General features: G+C 55.7%; 18 protein-coding genes and 1 tRNA gene. 14 read left to right on the plus strand and 5 right to left on the minus strand.

Annotated elements, in window-relative coordinates:
- The first annotated feature begins 78 nt into the window (after positions 1 to 78).
- The 8 genes from A6F69_RS08480 (at position 79) to ribH (ending at position 7,783) form a co-directional block, all read left to right on the plus strand.
- Positions 79 to 1,122 (plus strand): rod shape-determining protein, encoded by a 1,044-nt coding sequence (locus tag A6F69_RS08480; RefSeq protein ID WP_067599857.1) that lies wholly within the window; start codon positions 79 to 81, stop codon positions 1,120 to 1,122.
- Between the two features lie 3 nt (positions 1,123 to 1,125).
- Entirely contained in the window at positions 1,126 to 2,031 is a 906-nt protein-coding gene (mreC, locus tag A6F69_RS08485; RefSeq protein ID WP_067599860.1) for a rod shape-determining protein MreC, read from the plus strand.
- Entirely contained in the window at positions 2,028 to 2,588 is a 561-nt protein-coding gene (gene mreD, locus A6F69_RS08490) for a rod shape-determining protein MreD (RefSeq protein ID WP_067599863.1), read from the plus strand. Before mreC ends, mreD begins: the two co-directional genes overlap by 4 nt.
- A complete protein-coding gene (gene mrdA, locus A6F69_RS08495) occupies positions 2,588 to 4,657 on the plus strand; it encodes a penicillin-binding protein 2 (protein WP_067599866.1) in 2,070 nt (689 codons plus the stop codon). Before mreD ends, mrdA begins: the two co-directional genes overlap by 1 nt.
- A complete protein-coding gene (gene rodA / locus A6F69_RS08500) occupies positions 4,657 to 5,796 on the plus strand; it encodes a rod shape-determining protein RodA (protein ID WP_067599869.1) in 1,140 nt (379 codons plus the stop codon). Before mrdA ends, rodA begins: the two co-directional genes overlap by 1 nt.
- A 107-nt stretch (positions 5,797 to 5,903) precedes the next feature.
- A tRNA-Lys gene (locus A6F69_RS08505) sits at positions 5,904 to 5,979 on the plus strand.
- Between the two features lie 125 nt (positions 5,980 to 6,104).
- Entirely contained in the window at positions 6,105 to 7,352 is a 1,248-nt protein-coding gene (gene ribB / locus A6F69_RS08510; RefSeq protein ID WP_067599872.1) for a 3,4-dihydroxy-2-butanone-4-phosphate synthase, read from the plus strand.
- Positions 7,353 to 7,360: 8 nt separating this feature from the next.
- On the plus strand, positions 7,361 to 7,783 hold the full coding sequence (gene ribH, locus A6F69_RS08515) for a 6,7-dimethyl-8-ribityllumazine synthase (protein WP_067599875.1): 423 nt from the start codon (positions 7,361 to 7,363) through the stop codon (positions 7,781 to 7,783).
- Here the strand turns inward: ribH and eno are convergent, their stop codons facing one another.
- The gene (eno, locus tag A6F69_RS08520; protein WP_067602843.1) at positions 7,784 to 9,067 is read right to left on the minus strand and encodes a phosphopyruvate hydratase; all 1,284 of its coding nucleotides are present in this window, start codon (positions 9,065 to 9,067) and stop codon (positions 7,784 to 7,786) included. It lies immediately after the preceding gene.
- A gap of 139 nt (positions 9,068 to 9,206) precedes the next feature.
- Here eno and A6F69_RS08525 point away from each other — a divergent pair, with 139 nt between their 5' ends.
- The 6 genes from A6F69_RS08525 to A6F69_RS08550 all read left to right on the plus strand — a co-directional run bounded on the left by A6F69_RS08525 (position 9,207) and on the right by A6F69_RS08550 (position 11,731).
- A complete protein-coding gene (locus A6F69_RS08525; protein ID WP_245638219.1) occupies positions 9,207 to 9,800 on the plus strand; it encodes a hypothetical protein in 594 nt (197 codons plus the stop codon).
- A gap of 24 nt (positions 9,801 to 9,824) precedes the next feature.
- The gene (locus A6F69_RS08530; protein ID WP_067599880.1) at positions 9,825 to 10,265 is read left to right on the plus strand and encodes a phage holin family protein; all 441 of its coding nucleotides are present in this window, start codon (positions 9,825 to 9,827) and stop codon (positions 10,263 to 10,265) included.
- On the plus strand, positions 10,258 to 10,569 hold the full coding sequence (locus tag A6F69_RS08535; RefSeq protein ID WP_067599883.1) for a hypothetical protein: 312 nt from the start codon (positions 10,258 to 10,260) through the stop codon (positions 10,567 to 10,569). The genes A6F69_RS08530 and A6F69_RS08535 overlap by 8 nt, the downstream gene beginning before the upstream one ends.
- Positions 10,559 to 10,915 (plus strand): hypothetical protein, encoded by a 357-nt coding sequence (locus A6F69_RS08540; RefSeq protein ID WP_067599886.1) that lies wholly within the window; start codon positions 10,559 to 10,561, stop codon positions 10,913 to 10,915. The genes A6F69_RS08535 and A6F69_RS08540 overlap by 11 nt, the downstream gene beginning before the upstream one ends.
- A gap of 82 nt (positions 10,916 to 10,997) precedes the next feature.
- Positions 10,998 to 11,228 carry a DUF4170 domain-containing protein gene (locus A6F69_RS08545; protein WP_067599889.1) on the plus strand — a complete coding sequence of 77 codons (231 nt, stop codon included), beginning with the start codon at positions 10,998 to 11,000 and terminating at the stop codon, positions 11,226 to 11,228.
- A gap of 14 nt (positions 11,229 to 11,242) precedes the next feature.
- Positions 11,243 to 11,731, plus strand: a complete 489-nt coding sequence (locus A6F69_RS08550) for a GNAT family N-acetyltransferase (protein WP_067599892.1) — start codon at positions 11,243 to 11,245, stop codon at positions 11,729 to 11,731.
- Between the two features lie 18 nt (positions 11,732 to 11,749).
- On the opposite strand, the gene greA is transcribed toward A6F69_RS08550, so the two are convergent.
- The 4 genes from greA to carA all read right to left on the minus strand — a co-directional run bounded on the left by greA (position 11,750) and on the right by carA (position 17,198).
- Positions 11,750 to 12,226, minus strand: a complete 477-nt coding sequence (greA, locus tag A6F69_RS08555; RefSeq protein WP_067599894.1) for a transcription elongation factor GreA — start codon at positions 12,224 to 12,226, stop codon at positions 11,750 to 11,752.
- Between the two features lie 112 nt (positions 12,227 to 12,338).
- Positions 12,339 to 15,662, minus strand: a complete 3,324-nt coding sequence (gene carB, locus A6F69_RS08560; RefSeq protein ID WP_067599898.1) for a carbamoyl-phosphate synthase large subunit — start codon at positions 15,660 to 15,662, stop codon at positions 12,339 to 12,341.
- Positions 15,646 to 15,990 carry a hypothetical protein gene (locus A6F69_RS08565; protein WP_067599901.1) on the minus strand — a complete coding sequence of 115 codons (345 nt, stop codon included), beginning with the start codon at positions 15,988 to 15,990 and terminating at the stop codon, positions 15,646 to 15,648. Before A6F69_RS08565 ends, carB begins: the two co-directional genes overlap by 17 nt.
- A 26-nt stretch (positions 15,991 to 16,016) precedes the next feature.
- Positions 16,017 to 17,198, minus strand: a complete 1,182-nt coding sequence (gene carA / locus A6F69_RS08570; protein WP_067599906.1) for a glutamine-hydrolyzing carbamoyl-phosphate synthase small subunit — start codon at positions 17,196 to 17,198, stop codon at positions 16,017 to 16,019.
- Between the last annotated feature and the right edge of the window lie 80 nt (positions 17,199 to 17,278).

The following is a 17,278-nucleotide window of genomic DNA, read 5'->3' on the forward strand; positions in this document are numbered from 1 at the left end:
ATCCTGTCAAATTGTGATCGCAGGGGAGGCGCCGCGGGGGTTGCCAAAGCGATCCGCACACACGAATTGCACGGTCAAATGAGCTTCTTTTCCAATCTTCTGAAATTCGGTTCACACAACATGGCTATCGATCTGGGTACAGCCAATACGCTGGTCTATGTCGAGGATCAGGGCATTATCCTTGATGAACCATCGGTTGTCGCGATTGAGACAATCAACGGCATCGAACGGGTCAAGGCCGTTGGTGATGATGCAAAGATGATGATGGGTAAAACACCAGATACGATCAAGGCAGTTCGGCCGCTTCGTGATGGTGTTATCGCTGACATTGAAGTTGCCGAGAAGATGATCGAGCATTTCATCCGCAAGGTTCATGGCAAGCGCACTCTGTTTCGTTACCCTGAGATCACCATCTGTGTCCCTTCAGGCGCAACCTCGGTAGAGAAACGCGCAATTCGCGATGCAGCGTCCAATGCGGGCGCAGCGGAGGTGTATCTCATTCTCGAACCGATGGCAGCGGCCATTGGCGCGGATATGCCGGTAACTGAACCCGTCGGTTCAATGGTTGTCGATATCGGCGGCGGTACGACGGAGGTCGCTGTGCTCTCGCTTCGCGGTCTAGCCTACACCACGTCAGTCCGTACCGGCGGTGACAAGATGGACGAGGCGATCGTCTCTTACGTTCGCCGACATCACAACCTGCTGATCGGTGAAACAACTGCGGAGCGGATCAAGAAGGACTACGGAATCGCAATCGTACCTGAAGACGGTGTTGGCGAGACGTTTACGCTCAAAGGCCGGGATCTCGTGAATGGGGTGCCTAAAGAGATTACAATCAACCAGGCACATATCGCTGAGGCTCTTTCTGAACCGATTGGCGCAATTGTGGAAGGCGTTCGCATCGCGCTTGAAAATACTGCTCCGGAACTTGCGGCTGATATCGTTGATCAAGGTATCGTTCTTACGGGCGGCGGTGCGCTGATCCGGAAGCTTGACGAGCACCTTCGTGAAGAAACAGGCCTCCCGGTTAGCATTGCGGAAGATCCGCTTTCTTGCGTGGCGATAGGGACAGGGCGTGCGATGGAGGACCCGATCTATCGCGGCGTTCTGCTGACAGCTTAGGTCATGGCGCCGCCTTCGTCCCGGCGCTCTGGCCATTCGCGCAAGGCGCAATATTCACGTTTCACCGCTTACGTGATCGCTTCGGTTGGCGCGGCCATTGGCGCTGTATTTCTGGGCATTTCGCTTTTACAGACAAGTTCTTTCGGATCGCTTCGTGGCATGGCGGGGAATGCCGGAGAGCCAGGTGGACGGGTCGTCTCAGCATCGCGCGATGGCAGCGCAACTGTGTTTGATCACATTGCTGCATATTGGAATGCAGGTAATCAGAACGTCGAGCTGCGTGATGAGCTGGAAATCTCCCGGATCAGAATGGAAGAGTTGGAAGCGGTCAAGCAAGAGAACGCTCGGCTCAAGGCACTGTTGAATTTGGCTGAAGATGATGGCGAGCCCGTTACCGTAACCCGTATCATCGGTTCCAGCGCAGTAAGCGCGCGCCGGTTTGGCTATATCGGTGCGGGAACAGCTGACGGAGTGCAAGTCGGCATGCCGGTTCGATCGGAGCGCGGCATTCTTGGGCGGGTCCTGGAGACGGCTTCGTCTACTTCACGTGTTCTGCTGCTCACAGACAGTGAGAGTGTAATCCCGGTCAGGCGCGCGCAGGACGACTTGATCGCCTTCGCCGAAGGCCGCGGCGACGGACTGATCCGCATTCGACTGATCAATTTAGGCATCAATCCCATCGAAGTTGGTGATGTATTCGTTACCAGCGGTGCTGGAGGCTATTTCAAACCCGGTCTGGCTGTTGCGGTGGTTCACGAAATCACCGGTGACGGAGGACTCGCCAGAATGATCGCAGACCCTGCTGGCGCAGATTTCGTGCGTGTAGAGAAGTTTTCCGAAGCCGAAACCATTGTTGCTGCACAAGAATCGCCCGATCGAGTGTTAGGGGAAACTGGTGCAGGCGAATGATCCGGAGTGAATTACAAATAGGTCGTAAGCGTACTCAATTCCGCCGACAGATCAATCGCGAACCTTCGCCATTGCTTGCAGGGGCGGTACTATACGGCTCAATCATTATCGCGTCGTGGCTGCCGACATTTTTTGTAACAGCCAGCATGCCCTTGCTTCCGCCATTTGGTTACTTGCTGCTCGTGGCATGGCGATTGATGCGGCCGGGGACATTGCCAAGCTGGGTTGGTTTCCCGCTCGGTGCATTCGATGATCTCGTGAGCGGGCAACCTTTCGGAAGCGCCATTCTTTTGTGGTCACTCACCATGCTTATCTTTGAATGGATCGAAGCGCGTTTCCCGTGGCGGGGCTTCCTGCAAGATTGGATGGCCAGTGCAATTGCGGCCGGGTCCTACGTCATTCTATCTATTGCCGTTTCAGGAGCTACTTTGAGTTTACCGCTTCTTGTAGCGAGCACGCCGCAACTCTTGCTGTCCATGGCGCTGTACCCCATTATCGCGGCCATGGTCGCACTGCTTGATCGTTTTCGCCTTATCCGCATCAGGGAAGTTCGCTGATGGTCCAGCGCGGCACGCGGATTAACCTAAACCCGACGAAGCTGAGGAATACCTTCGATCGACGTAGCTTTGTAATCAGCACAGCAATGGGGGGGATCGGTGTGCTCTTGGCCGCGCGAATGGCCTACCTGTCGATTGGGGAGAACGAAAGGTATCGGACAGAAGCCGAGAGCAATCGTGTCAATTTGACCCTCATTCCGCCAAGACGCGGATGGATATTGGATCGCAACGGGGCACCGTTGGCGTCAAACCGCGCTGACTTTCGTGTTGATATTATACCAGAGCGGATGAGTGATCCGAACGCGACGATCGATCGTATTGGAGAGCTGCTGGGCCTGGAGGCTGATCGCATCAGCGACTTAAAATCCAAGGTTGAGAATTCGCGTAAATTTCGCCCGATCGAGATAGCAAGCGGGCTTGACTACGAAGCATTTGCAGCCGTCAGTGTCCGCTTACCCGATCTGCAAGGGGTTGTGCCACAACGCGGCTTTTCGCGGTACTATCCCACGGCGTCGAGTGTAGGGCATTTGATTGGTTATGTTGGTCCCGCTTCGGCAGAGGAATACGAGCTGGATCGAAATCCGCTGCTCATTACTCCCGGTTACAAGATCGGGAAAGACGGTCTCGAGAAACAATTTGAACAAACACTTCGCGGGGTGCCCGGTGCACGCCGTGTAGAGGTAACTGCATCCGGGCGGATCGTGCGCGATCTTGAAACCCGCGAAGATATCCAGGGCGATGCAGTTCGACTAACAATCGACGGTCCTCTGCAAGACTATGCGGCAAGGCGTATTGGGTTGGAAAGCGGGTCAGTCGTTGTGATGGACTGCCTCACTGGCGATCTGTTGTGCATGGCATCGATGCCTAGCTTCGACCCAAACAGCTTTTCGGATGGCATTGGCAGCATCGAGTATTCAATGCTGCGGGATGACGAGCGGGTTCCGCTCAGAAACAAGGTCCTGAAAGGACTTTACCCGCCCGGGTCAACGGTCAAACCCATGCACTGCATGTCGTTCCTGAAGCAGGGGGTCGATCCTGAAGAAACGATCGTTTGCGGCGGAGGCAGACGCATCGGGAATCGTTTTTTTCGATGCCATAGCAATCACGGCGTCGTGAACATGACAAAGGCGATCGCTCAAAGTTGCGATAGCTATTTCTATCACTTCGCGCAGCAGGTCGGCTTCGACAACCTCGCAATCCTGGCAAAAGATCTTGGTCTTGGCCAGCAATACCCTCTTCCTGTGACAAGCCAGTTTTTTGGAACCGTCCCGACGTCTGAATGGAAGCTCGACAAGTTTGGTCGGGAATGGCAGCCGTATGACACGGTCAATGCCTCAATCGGCCAAGGATACTACCTTACAAGCCCGCTGCAATTGGCGGTGATGACTGCGCGGCTCGCAACAGGGCAGCGCATCAACCCAAGGTTGGTCCTGAACGGCGCAACTGAGACCTTCAGTTCCTACAATTTCGGCGGTCAGGAAATCCAATACATCCGAAGCGCAATGAACGAAGTGGTAAACGGTGCCGGCACGGCCCGCCGGGCCCAGTTGCCGATTCCGGGAGTACAGTTGGCCGGCAAGACAGGAACAGCGCAAGTCGTGTCCTTAAGTGTATCCGACGGGCGTTCTGGTCCCTGGAAATATCGTGACCACGGGCTGTTCGTCTTTTTCGCACCATTCGAAAATCCACGCTATGCCGGCGCTGTAGTAATCGAACACGGTGGTGGATCGGGAGCCGCATACCCAATAGCGCGTGACGTGATGACATTCATGTTCGATCCGCAGAAAGGCCTCGAAGCCTTGCAGGCTCTCGAACAACAATGGGGCGGAACGGCACATGAGCGGCTTGAAGCCCGCTATGCCGCTTATGCTGCCGAGCGCGGGGAGGCACTTTTAAAGCCACCGCGCCGCGATGAAGATATTTTTGCCCGTGTCGACGCTGAGGCACGGATTGCAGCGGCCCAGTCCGAAACCATTGCTGATGACGCCATTATACCGCGTGAAGACCAAACCGCTGTCGGGACGACACCACCGGGTACATCGCTTGATCCAGCAGCGGAGATTGAGTGATGAACCGGTTCGGAAAGACCAGCAACAATTCGCTCATTCCCGCTCCGATTGCTCGCCAACCGTGGGAAATGTTGATCCCTTTGCTGACGCTGGTCCTGTTTGGGGCAGCGGTACTTTATTCCGCCGCGGGTGGTGCGATACAACCATTCGCCGCATCGCATATTGTCAGGTTCACAGTTTTCATGGTCATGGCAGCAATAATAGCATCGCTTCCGCAGCCACTTGTGAAATTCCTGACTTACCCGGCATACGTTACGGTGCTTTTGATGCTTCTTGCAGTCGAGGTCGTTGGAGCGATTGGTGGAGGTAGTCAGCGGTGGCTTGATCTGGGGTTCATGCGATTGCAACCGTCTGAAATCATGAAGCCGGTTGTGGTTCTGGCGCTTGCGCGATTCTATTCTTCGCTGCCACCGGGAATGGTCGGAAACTGGCAGGCTCTGGTTCTACCCGGCGCTTTGATCGCCATGCCGATGTCGTTGGTTTTATTGCAGCCAGATCTGGGAACGTCGCTCGCAATTGCATTCGGCGGTGCGATAGTGATGCTGTTGGCAGGCCTCCCGGTCCGGTGGTTTGCTATCGGTGGTGCGATCGCCGCTGTTTTAGCACCCCTCGCCTTCTTCTTCGGCCTTCAAGAATATCAGCAGCGGCGCGTGACGACATTTATGGACCCGGAAAGTGATCCGCTTGGGGCGGGTTACCACATTACCCAGTCGAAAATCGCAATCGGGTCAGGCGGCTTGACAGGCAAAGGCTTCAATCAAGGCTCGCAAAGTCATCTGGACTACCTTCCTGAGCCTCACACAGACTTTGTTTTTGCAACCATGGCTGAGGAATGGGGACTAATCGGCGGCTTGTTCGTCATCGTGATGTTCAGCTTGATATTGCGCTGGGGTTGGCGAGTTGCGCGGGCGTCTAACGATCGGTTCGCCATGCTGCTGGCTGGTGGAGCAACGGCGACAGTATTCTTCTACATCGCGATCAATCTGATGATGGTCATGGGATTGGCGCCTGTTGTAGGCATTCCGCTGCCATGGATGAGCCATGGCGGTTCTTCCATGCTGACCAACATGATCTGCGTAGGATTACTTATGATGGTCAACCGCTGGAACAGAGAGGCACCCCGGCGCGGTCTGCATTGACCAACTCAATCGAGTAACAAAGGCTTTCAATTCCAAGCAGCAGCGCTATATGAGCGCCTCTTCCGATTCGGAACCGCGCAGAACGCGCGTCGTTATCTGAACAAAGTGGACGCATAGCTCAGTTGGTAGAGCAGCTGACTCTTAATCAGCGGGTCCTAGGTTCGAACCCTAGTGCGTCCACCATTTTCTCCGCCCAAGCCGTTAGATCATCCTCTCTTTAGGCCAAGAACACATTTCTATGTGTTTAGATGCTTTAGATAAGCACTTTTCTAGCTTGAAATCACATCACAATGTGATATCGCTGGCTTATGAGCACATCTACAATCACACGCGTACGCGATCTCATATCATCGGGCGAGATGTCCCGCGCTGGTCTGGCCAGAGCTGCCGGTCTGCATGCCAACACGTTGCGGGATTGCGCGGAAGCCAGTTGGAATCCAACTGCAGAGACCCTCTCGAAACTGGAGAACTTCCTCACAGGTAATGATGACCGCCCTGCACTCGTCGGAATCGAAGAGATCATCGACGAAGCGCGGAACGGCCGTATGTACATTTTGGTAGATGACGAAGATCGCGAGAACGAAGGCGATCTCATCATCCCTGCTCAAATGGCGACACCGAACGCCATCAACTTCATGGCCACACACGGTCGCGGATTGATTTGCCTTGCTCTTAGCCGCAAGCGCGTTGAAGCGCTTGGCCTTGAGCAAATGACAGCGAATAATTCTGAAAGCATGCAGACCGCTTTCACGATCTCAATCGAAGCGAAGGAAGGGGTGACAACCGGTATTTCAGCAGCTGATCGCGCTCGAACTGTATCAGTGGCGATTGATGCGACCAAGGGACCCAATGATATCGTAAAACCAGGGCATGTCTTCCCGTTGACAGCCAGGGATGGCGGGGTGCTAGTGCGCGCTGGCCATACCGAAGCAGCGGTCGACATCTCTCGGCTCGCTGGCTTGAACCCGTCAGGTGTGATCTGCGAGATCATGAATGAAGATGGCAGTATGGCACGGTTGGACGACTTGATCGGTTTTGCCCGAAAGCATGACCTCAAGATCGGCACAATCCGCGACCTGATCGAATATCGCCGCCGCAATGACCATCTGGTTGAACGTGTCAGCGAACGGAGCTTTGAGTCTGATTACGGCGGTCAGTGGCGTCTGATTACCTACCGGAACACCGTTGATGGCAGCGAGGCATTGGTCTTGCAAAAGGGACACGTCGTGCCCGGTGAGCCCACCCTCGCCCGTGTACATCCGGTTTCGGTGCTCGACGATGTTCTTGGCCAGCCGGGAGAGCGCAAGCGTGTTCTGCAACGCTCTATGGAAGCGGTCGGCAAACACGGCTCCGGCGTGATCGTTGTGCTCCGCGATCGTCCTGCCACAAACAATTATAGCGAGGAAGACGAACTTAGGAATGTGGGCATCGGCTCACAAATCCTTGCGGACTTGAAGATCCATGACATGATCCTTTTGAGCAATTCCCAACCTAATGTTGTCGCGATCGAAGGTTATGGCCTGAATATCGTAGATCACATGCCCATCCCGGAGTGACCCGATAAATGGCCAAAATCCTGATAGTCGAAGCCCGTTTCTACGGACACTTGAATGATATGCTCATTCGCGGCGCAAGAGCCGCCATCGAAGCTGCAGGTCACGAAGTGGAAGTTCTAACCGTCCCAGGAGCGCTCGAGATACCGGGTGCTATCGCCCTCGCGCTTGAGAGCGATCAATATGATGGGTTCGTTGCGATTGGCGTGGTAATCCGCGGTGAAACCTATCACTTCGAGATTGTGGCCGGAGAGAGTGCACGCGCGATTATGGCGCTGACTATGGACGGCATTGCAATCGGCAATGGCATTCTGACCGTTGAGAACGAGGAGCAGGCACTTGTCCGTGCGGACCCCGCTCAAAAGAATAAGGGTGGCGAGGCTGCCGTAGCAGCGCTCGCCCTACTCAAGATTCAGGAACGTTTCGCCGGTTGATCAGCTCAGGCGGCCAAAACAGGCTGTACCCGCATAAACCGCGTTGGCACCCAACTCTTCTTCGATCCTGATCAACTGATTATACTTGGCCAGCCTGTCTGACCGGGCAAGCGAGCCTGTTTTAATCTGCCCGCAATTAGTCGCCACAGCCAAATCGGCAATAGTCGAATCTTCCGTCTCGCCGGAGCGGTGACTCATCACAGAGGTGTAGCTGGCGCGATGGGCCATATCGACGGCCGCCAGCGTTTCAGTAAGGGTACCGATCTGATTGACCTTGACCAACAGCGAATTCGCCAAACCTTGCGCAATCCCGTCAGACAAGCGTGAAGGATTGGTCACAAAAAGATCATCGCCAACGAGCTGAACCTTATTTCCGATGGCATCGGTCACAGCCTTCCATCCTTCAAAATCGTCTTCACTCATCCCGTCTTCAATCGATTTGATTGGATAGTCATCGCAAAGTTTAGCGAGATATTCAGCCATCCCGTTACCGTCCAAGCTCAGGCCTTCGCCGGAAATCTCGTACTTGCCATCCCTGTAGAATTCGGTGGCTGCGCAATCGAGTGCCAACACAATGTCAGCGCCAGGTTTGAATCCAGCCTCTTCGATCGACGCCATTATGAAATCCAATGCCGCCCGCGTGCTGGCAAGATCTGGAGCAAAACCGCCTTCGTCACCGACGCTTGTTGCCAGGCCTTTTGCCGACAAGCCTGATTTCAAGGTGTGGAACACTTCGCTACCCCAACGAACCGCTTCGGCCAAACTTTCGGCGCCTACCGGCATGATCATAAATTCCTGAATATCGATCGGATTGTCGGCATGCTCGCCCCCGTTGATAATATTCATCATCGGAACGGGCAGAACATGTGTCGCAACACCGCCAAGATAGGAATAAAGCGGAAGGCCGCGTGCATTGGCAGCTGCTTTGGCCACGGCAAGGCTGGTGCCCAGAATGGCGTTCGCACCGATCCGACCCTTGTTCGGCGTGCCATCAAGTTCGATCATTGCCATATCAACGTCGCGTTGATCTTCTGCGTCGAAACCAAGGATGGTGTCTGCGATCTCGGTGTTTACGGCATCAACCGCTTTCAGGACACCTTTGCCTTTGTAGCGCCTCTTGTCGCCATCGCGTAGTTCGACTGCTTCGTGTGCACCGGTCGAAGCGCCTGACGGCACGGCTGCCCGACCGAAACTGCCATCTTCCAAAAGGACGTCGACTTCCACGGTCGGGTTACCTCGGCTATCAAGAATTTCACGGCCGTGAAGATCGATAATGGTAGTCATTTTCAGGCTCCTGGATCGGACTGTTGTAATCGGGTAAAACACCACCATATGGAGTGCATCAGCGCTGTATTGCGCGGAACACCAGCGCGCAAGCAGCGTTGAAAATTTAGTAACCTCGGCAGACGTATTCAGGCCGAAATTGAACAAACTAACAGGCAAAGGACGGATCATGGCAGAGACCAGCAAGACCAAGACCCGCAAAACTGCCGCCAAAAAGCCGGCAGCGAAGAAATCAACCAAGGCCGCAGCGCCTCAGAGCCATACGGCCGAGGCAAAATCGCGCTTCAATGCCGCGCTTGATGAAGCGAAGGCAGGTGCTGCCGCGCTGAAGGCGGAAGCCGGCGAGCGTGCCGACGTATATCGCAATCAAGCCCGTGAGAAAGGAACCGACCTCGTGGCAGAAGCAAAGAACTACGGACAGGAAGCCAAGGCTAAAGCTGGCGATCTGGCGGTAGAGGGTAAGGCACGCGCAAGCGATGCATTGTCTTCATTTGGAAAGATCGTGGCAGACGCTGCACCTCAGATCGACGAGAAGGTCGGTGAGCAATACGGTGACTACGCCCGCAAGGCCTCGCGCAGCCTTCAGGAAGCTTCGGCAAAGCTGGAGTCCAAGAGCATCGATGAGATCGGTGACGATGCCCGGGAATTCGTTCGCAAGAGCCCCGGTACTGCACTTGGTATTGCGGCTATTGCAGGATTCATCATCGCTCGTCTATTCCGTGGGAGCAAGTAAGACGCCGCACGGAAGGGGCTGACTATGGATGATCCGGATCGGGCTCAACGTAGCCCGGCCGAAGTGGATGAGGAATTGGACGCTGCGGTTCGCGGCGACAATGATTCTGCGCCTACGCGATCTTCTATTGTTGATGACCTCACAGCTTTGGCGGAAGACGGCAAAACGCTATTTCAGGCCGAAATTGGCTTTCAGAAGACGCGCTTGGCTTTTGCGGCCAACCGCAGCAAGTCTGCCCTATTCTCAGGGCTAATGGCATTTGGCTTCTTGCATCTCGCGTTAATTGCGCTGGTTGTTGGTATGGTGATCGCTCTGACACCATATGTCACAGCATTTGGTGCGACCGCCATTGTTGTAAGCTTATTATTGATCGGGGCCTATTTGCTGGCGCTTCGTGTACGCAATTCAACGCGTGAAATCGGCGAAGTCTTCGACAGCACTTCGGACGAAGATGAGAATGGCTGATCTGAAACAACAGCTAAAGGAAGACAAGGCGATCCGTGGCGCTGCACGATCAATTGTGGCAGCGCAAATCGCGCAGGTACGCCAGGGATTGTCAGGCCAACGGATCGGGTCGCAATTGGCCGATAGTTTAGGCGAGCCTGCGATTGACAAGTTGGACAAGCTGGGCCTGCCGGCCAAGGTAATTGCCGCTGCCGCTGCAGGGGCAGCAGGAGTTCTCGCAATTGCATTGGCATGGAAGCCAGTCGCAGCTTTGCTTGCTTCAGACAACGAGGCAACCTCAACGGAGGTCGATAATGACGCGTGAACAAAAGAGAGAGGCTCTGAAAGAACGGATCGCTGCCGCTCAAGCGCGTTTCGGTGATCGCTCGCCCGAAGATATCGCTTCAGATGCTGCAAGCGCGGCATTCCAATACGCGAAACAAAACCCTGTCGTAGTGATCGGCGGAGCACTGGCACTGGGGCTTGCGCTGGGTAGCTTTACGCGCCGTGGAAGAAAGGCCGCCGCCGCTGGTGGCTTGTTTACCCGATTGGCAACAGATGTTGCGATTGGTTTCGCGGTGGCGATGTATGAGAAGGCCCATCACGCGAAGAGCGAGGTTGGATTGGCAAAAGGTCAGGAACTGATCGAGCAGAATTCCGATCAGGAATAGGAATTCGTTGCCCTCACGCACTTGCCTCCACGGCATAGTCGTTTATTGGGCGCCGCAATTGCTATAGCGAACAGGAATAATCATGGCGGAACTCGAAACCAAGCAGCGCCTGCACCTTGTTATGGGTGGCCGGGTCAAAGACCCTAGGTCGCATGAATTTCAGGACCCTGAAAGCATTCACGTGGTCGGCGTTTTCAGTAATTATGACGACGCGGTTGAGGCATGGCGCGGACAGGCACAGCGCACCGTTGACGATGCTGAAATGAAGTATGTTGTCGTCCACATACACAAGCTGCTGGAACCGGACGAATAATTCCCCCGGCGACCATGTATGCTTTTCGCCGATTCAGGCGTAGCGATGCAGAACGGCTTGAGCAGGTCTTTGTAGACGCAGTCTCAGTGATCGGGTTGCGGGCTTATTCAGCATCGCAGGTTGCAGCTTGGGTGGCTCGGTCGCCTGCCGCGAAAGATCGTATTATTGAACGCGCCGAGTTGGGCCATTGGGTAATCGTTGCCGCCGAGGAGAGCGGTATGCCGGTTGCCTACGCCCTGCTGGAACAAGATGGCCATCTCGACCATCTTTACTGCCATCCCGATCATACCCGAAATGGACTGGCTGATCGGCTGCTTGAAGCTGCGGAAGAACAGGCGCTGACTTGGGATTGTAAACGGCTGTACACTGAGGCGAGCGAGCTGGCGCGCCCGTCATTCGAACGCGCCGGCTATGGCGTTACGCAAAGGCGGGACTTCACAATCGAACACGAAGGCAAGCTCGTGCCGATCCACAACTATGCTATGGAAAAGACGCTCGGTTGAGCGTCCCTTCTGTAAAAATCAGATAAATTCGATCTTGTCGACGAGGTAGAACTTATCGCCTGAAGGGACAGTCACTTCGATCTCTTCGCCAACTTCCTTGCCGATCAGCGCACGGGCAATCGGAGAGTTGTAGGAAATGCGTCCCTTGTTGGCATTTGCTTCGGTCTGACCGACTATCTGGTATTTTACCGGTTTGTCGTCTTCATCAAGCAAAGTCACAGTTGCGCCGAAAACCACCCGGTCGCCGGACAAGGTAGCAGGGTCGATGATCTGTGCGCGGCTGACCTTGTCTTCCAACTCGGCGATTTGGGCTTCAACCTGCCCCTGACGCTCTTTGGCGGCGTGATATTCGGCGTTCTCCGATAGATCGCCGTGCGCACGAGCTTCCTCGATTGCATCAACAATTTTTGGTCGCTCCGTGCGCAATGCCTTCAGGTCAGCAGTCAACTGCTCATAACCTTCTGCCAGCATTGGAACCTTTTCCATCGTAGCCATCTCTTCTTTCCTTTGGCGCTTATCCCCATGAAAAAACGGTCATTTCAAACGAGGCCGCATCTAAAGAAGCGGCCAAATCTCGTTTAAAATGTCGGGAAAAAGCTTGTGTTCGCTAGCTATAATAGTCCTGCAACGAGCGGACTTCAAGATCAGTTGCATTTACCGCACGAATTGTGTTGGCAACTGCCAATGAAGCTGCTGCTGTTGTATAGTACGGCAGTTTGGCCTCCAGGGCCGATGCACGGATCGATTTTGAGTCCAGCAAAGACTGCCAACCTTCCGTAGTATTGAAGATCAGATCGACCTCGCCGTCTATAATCTTGTCCACGATATGTGGCTGACCCTCGGCCACCTTGTTGATCCGTTCAACAGGCAAACCTTGTGCGCTGAGATATGTTTGTGTGCCGCCTGTCGCGATCGCTTTGAAGCCTTGATCAATCAGAGACTGCACCGCCGGCACTATATGCACCTTGTCGCTGTCTTTCACCGATACAAACAATGTCCCTTTCGCAGGCAGTTTCATTCCCGCTGCCAATTGCGATTTGAGGAAAGCTGCCTCGAAACCCGTGTCGATGCCCATGACTTCGCCGGTCGACTTCATTTCCGGTGAAAGGATCGGATCAGCCCCCGGGAAACGGTTGAATGGGAAGACCGCTTCCTTAACCGCCATGTAGGGCAATTCGCGCTTGAATGGCTCGAAATTGGAAAGCGGCTCGCCTGCCATCACCCGCGCGGCAATCTTGGCTACCGGCTGACCGATTGCCTTCGCGACAAATGGTACCGTGCGGGAGGCGCGTGGATTAACTTCGATCAGGTAGACTTCGCCGTCCTTAACCGCGAATTGCACGTTCATCAGACCTACGACATTTAGCGCCTTTGCCAAGGCTTCCGCCTGCCGTTCCATCTCTGCAACAATGTCGGCGGGCAGCGAGTATGGCGGCAGTGTGCAGGCACTATCGCCCGAATGGACACCGGCTTCCTCGATATGTTGCATCACGCCCGCGATGCGCACTTCCTTGCCATCGCACAGCGCATCGACATCACATTCGACCGCGTCGCGCAGATATTGATCGACCAGAACCGGGCTGTCGCCTGACACGTTCACAGCCGTGCGGATGTAGTCATCCAGTTGCGCCTCACTGTCGACGATTTCCATCGCGCGGCCACCCAGCACGTAGGACGGGCGCAACAACACCGGATAGCCGATCCGTGCGGCAACAGCTGCGGCTTCATCTCGACTGTAGGCAATGCCGTTATCCGGTTGCTTGAGCTTCAGCTGATTGACGAGCTTCGCAAACCGCTCTCGGTCCTCGGCCAAGTCGATTGCATTTGGGGAAGTTCCCAAAATCGGCACCCCGGCATCTTCCAGCGCTTGCGCGAGTTTCAGCGGAGTCTGTCCACCGAACTGCACGATTACGCCTGCCAATGTCCCCTTGGACATCTCTACGCGCATGATTTCCAGCACGTCTTCCGCCGTCAGCGGTTCAAAATAGAGCCTGTCCGAAGTGTCATAGTCGGTGGAAACCGTTTCCGGATTGCAGTTGACCATGATCGTTTCATAGCCAGCCTCTTCCAGCGCAAAACAGGCATGCACGCAGCAGTAATCGAACTCGATGCCCTGTCCGATCCGGTTCGGGCCGCCGCCCAGGATCACTACCTTCTTGCGGTCAGACGGATCGGCCTCACACTCAGGCTCGCCAAAGCTTGGCGCTTCATAGGTTGAGTACATGTAAGGTGTGATCGCTTCGAATTCGGCGGCGCAGCTGTCAATGCGTTTGAAGACAGGACGCACGCCAAGCTTTTCACGCAGTGCGCGGACTTCGTCTTCGCTGGTCGCACCAGCCATCGCCTGCAAGGCATCATGCAGTAGGCCTGAGCGCTTGGCTTGCGTCTCACCCAGCCCGCCTGCAACACCCACCGAGCGTACAGCCAATGTAGCGAGGCGCTTGTCCGAAAAGCCCATCGATTTGAGCTTGCGCAATTCCGCCGCATCGCGCGGCAGACCGTCTGCGGCAATCCGTTTTTCAGCCGCAATAATCTCTTCGATCTGGCGGAGGAACCAGGGATCGTAGGATGTAACAGCGTGGATATCTTCCACACTCATGCCTTCGCGAAATGCCTGTCCTACATTCAGCAAACGATCCGGTGTCCGCTTGCTGAGCGCGGCAGTCAGCACTTCGCGCGAAACACCTTCCAGCGCAGGCACGCGATTGAACCCGTCCAGATCGGTTTCTAGCCCGCGTAGAGCCTTCTGCATCGATTCCTGGAGGTTCCGGCCAATCGCCATGACTTCGCCGACCGACTTCATCGCGGTGGCCAGCTCTGGCTTCGCGCCTTTGAACTTCTCGAAAGCGAAGCGCGGGATCTTGGTCACCACGTAATCGATTGTAGGCTCGAAGGATGCCGGTGTAGCGCCAGTAATCTCGTTGGTAATCTCGTCCAGCGTGTAGCCCACGGCCAGCTTTGCTGCGACCCGCGCAATCGGGAAACCGGTGGCTTTGGATGCCAGAGCGGACGAACGTGACACGCGCGGGTTCATCTCGATCACGATCAAGCGACCGTCCGCCGGGTTGACCGCAAACTGGACGTTGGAGCCTCCGGTTTCGACGCCAATCTCGCGCAGCACCTCGAGCGAGGCGGTGCGCATGATCTGATATTCCTTGTCCGTCAGCGTCAGCGCGGGCGCGACAGTGATGCTGTCACCGGTGTGGACGCCCATCGGATCGACATTCTCGATCGAGCAGATGATGATGCAGTTATCGTGCTTATCGCGCACAACCTCCATCTCATACTCTTTCCACCCCAGCAGCGATTCCTCGATCAGCACTTCTGTGGTGGGCGACGCGTCGAGGCCTTCGCGAACAATCCGCTCAAACTCGGCCTTGTTGTAGGCAATGCCGCCGCCCGTACCGCCCAACGTAAAGCTGGGGCGGATGATCGCGGGGAGCTTGGTGCGCTCCAGAACTTTCAGCGCGTCGTCCAATGAATGCGCAATGCCGCTGCGCGCGCTTTCCAGCCCGATCTTGTCCATCGCCTCACGGAACTTCTGGCGATCCTCGGCCTTGTCGATGGCTTCGGCGTCGGCGCCGATCATCTGCACGCCATACTTGTCGAGCACACCCATCTTGTTGAGCGAGAGCGCGCAGTTCAGCGCGGTCTGCCCGCCCATCGTCGGCAGCACGGCATCGGGCCGTTCTTTGGCGATGATCTTCTCGACGATTTCGGGCGTGATCGGCTCGATATAGGTCGCATCGGCAAACTCGGGATCGGTCATGATCGTGGCCGGGTTCGAGTTGACCAGGATGACGCGATAGCCCTCTTCCTTCAGGGCCTTGATCGCTTGCGTGCCGGAATAGTCGAACTCGCACGCCTGGCCGATGATGATTGGGCCAGCGCCAATTACGAGGATCGAGGAAATGTCAGTGCGTTTGGGCATCTTGGTCCGATATCATCTGTATATGGAGGGGGTAGCCTGCGACCCGCGCACGCTCGAACACGCAGTGGATCGCTATGTCATTTTCTTTATTGATTTTGATCAGCGAGAAAGGAACGCCATCCAGACCGTTCGCATCTTTCATATAGAACTGCTTGGCTCCGCATTCTCTGAGCAATGCGCCGCTTGTTTGTGCAATCGCTTCAAACTGGTCGATTTCTTCCAGAGTGAGTACCCGCTCAGATACGCTAAGATAGGGCTGAAGTTTGTCTCCGCTCGAAAAAGCGACGGATGTGGCGATTGAAGCTATTGCAGACGTCGCTGCCCCCAAAGCGAACCAAGTAAGCCTAGTACGCCTCACCCCAACATCCCCACGAATTTCTCGAACAGGTAGAAGCTGTCCTGCGGGCCGGGTGAGGCCTCTGGGTGGTATTGCACGCCGAAGGCTTGCTTGCCTTTGATGGAAATCCCGCAATTGCTGCCATCGAACAGGCTGACGTGGGTTTGCTCGACATTGTCAGGCAGGCTGTCTGCATCCACCGCAAAGCCGTGGTTCATGCTGGTAATCTCGACGAGCGTTTCGCTGTCGCCCCAGCCCGCGCCAACACGCTGAACCGGGTGGTTCGCGCCGCGGTGTCCCTGGTGCATCTTCACTGTCTTCGCGCCCGCTGCCAGCGCCAGCATTTGGTGACCGAGGCATATCCCGAACAGCGGAATATCACGATCAAGCAGTCCCTTGATCACTGGCACAGCATATTCGCCCGTCGCCGCCGGATCGCCCGGTCCGTTGGACAGGAACACACCCGCCGGCTCCAGCTCCAGCACATCCTCCAGCGAGGTCTTGGCCGGAACCACTGTGACCTTCGCACCTGCGCGCACCAGATTGCGGAAGATGTTGTCCTTCGCGCCGTAGTCGATCGCCACGATGTGTGGGCGCGCATCGCCCTCACCCGTCCCATAGCCATGACCAAGCTGCCAGTAAGAGCCGCTCCAGTCTTCGTGAGCCTCACGGGTCACGACCTTCGCCAGATCCATCCCTTCCAGCCCGGCCCAGCCTTGCGCCTTCTCAACCAGAGCCGGGATATCGAACTTTCCATCGGGCGAATGTGCGATCACCGCATTGGGTGCGCCGCCCAGGCGAATGCGCCGCGTCAGCGCGCGGGTATCGACACCAGACAGGCCAATCTTGCCATTGGCCGCCATCCAATCGGTGAAGCCTTCGATACTGCGGAAATTGCTTGGCCGCGTTACGTCTTCGCGCACCACGCATCCCACCGCGCCCTCAACCTTGCTTTCGATGTCTTCAGGGTTCGCGCCAACATTGCCGATATGCGGAAAAGTGAAGGTGACGATCTGCGCGGCATAGCTGGGATCGGTCATCACTTCCTGATAACCGGTCATGGCAGTGTTGAAGCACACTTCACCCACCGCATCGCCACTCGCGCCGAAGCCCCTGCCCCAAATCACACTGCCATCGGCCAGAACAAGGACTCCTGTGCTCCCTTTGGGTTGCGCAGGATGAGAGGCAGCAGAGGCCATTTCGGTGCTCCGAGTAAAAGGTTTTCCGGCGATGTCGCTAAGACCCATCCGCTAGGCTTGCGGATCGGGTCCGTCAACCT

It is taken from the genome of Altererythrobacter ishigakiensis, from assembly GCF_001663155.1.
GTDB classification, from domain to species: Bacteria; Pseudomonadota; Alphaproteobacteria; order Sphingomonadales; family Sphingomonadaceae; genus Erythrobacter; species Erythrobacter ishigakiensis.

Bases quoted from the DNA above. Each gene is read 5' to 3' on its own strand.
- A6F69_RS08480 (WP_067599857.1), top strand. From the start codon at position 79: ATGAGCTTCTTTTCCAATCTTCTGAAATTCGGTTCACACAACATGGCT.
- mreC (WP_067599860.1), top strand. From the start codon at position 1,126: ATGGCGCCGCCTTCGTCCCGGCGCTCTGGCCATTCGCGCAAGGCGCAA.
- mreD (WP_067599863.1), top strand. From the start codon at position 2,028: ATGATCCGGAGTGAATTACAAATAGGTCGTAAGCGTACTCAATTCCGC.
- mrdA (WP_067599866.1), top strand. From the start codon at position 2,588: ATGGTCCAGCGCGGCACGCGGATTAACCTAAACCCGACGAAGCTGAGG.
- rodA (WP_067599869.1), top strand. From the start codon at position 4,657: ATGAACCGGTTCGGAAAGACCAGCAACAATTCGCTCATTCCCGCTCCG.
- ribB (WP_067599872.1), top strand. From the start codon at position 6,105: ATGAGCACATCTACAATCACACGCGTACGCGATCTCATATCATCGGGC.
- ribH (WP_067599875.1), top strand. From the start codon at position 7,361: ATGGCCAAAATCCTGATAGTCGAAGCCCGTTTCTACGGACACTTGAAT.
- eno (WP_067602843.1), bottom strand. From the start codon at position 9,067: ATGACTACCATTATCGATCTTCACGGCCGTGAAATTCTTGATAGCCGA.
- A6F69_RS08530 (WP_067599880.1), top strand. From the start codon at position 9,825: ATGGATGATCCGGATCGGGCTCAACGTAGCCCGGCCGAAGTGGATGAG.
- A6F69_RS08535 (WP_067599883.1), top strand. From the start codon at position 10,258: ATGGCTGATCTGAAACAACAGCTAAAGGAAGACAAGGCGATCCGTGGC.
- A6F69_RS08540 (WP_067599886.1), top strand. From the start codon at position 10,559: ATGACGCGTGAACAAAAGAGAGAGGCTCTGAAAGAACGGATCGCTGCC.
- A6F69_RS08545 (WP_067599889.1), top strand. From the start codon at position 10,998: ATGGCGGAACTCGAAACCAAGCAGCGCCTGCACCTTGTTATGGGTGGC.
- A6F69_RS08550 (WP_067599892.1), top strand. From the start codon at position 11,243: ATGTATGCTTTTCGCCGATTCAGGCGTAGCGATGCAGAACGGCTTGAG.
- greA (WP_067599894.1), bottom strand. From the start codon at position 12,226: ATGGCTACGATGGAAAAGGTTCCAATGCTGGCAGAAGGTTATGAGCAG.
- carB (WP_067599898.1), bottom strand. From the start codon at position 15,662: ATGCCCAAACGCACTGACATTTCCTCGATCCTCGTAATTGGCGCTGGC.
- carA (WP_067599906.1), bottom strand. From the start codon at position 17,198: ATGGCCTCTGCTGCCTCTCATCCTGCGCAACCCAAAGGGAGCACAGGA.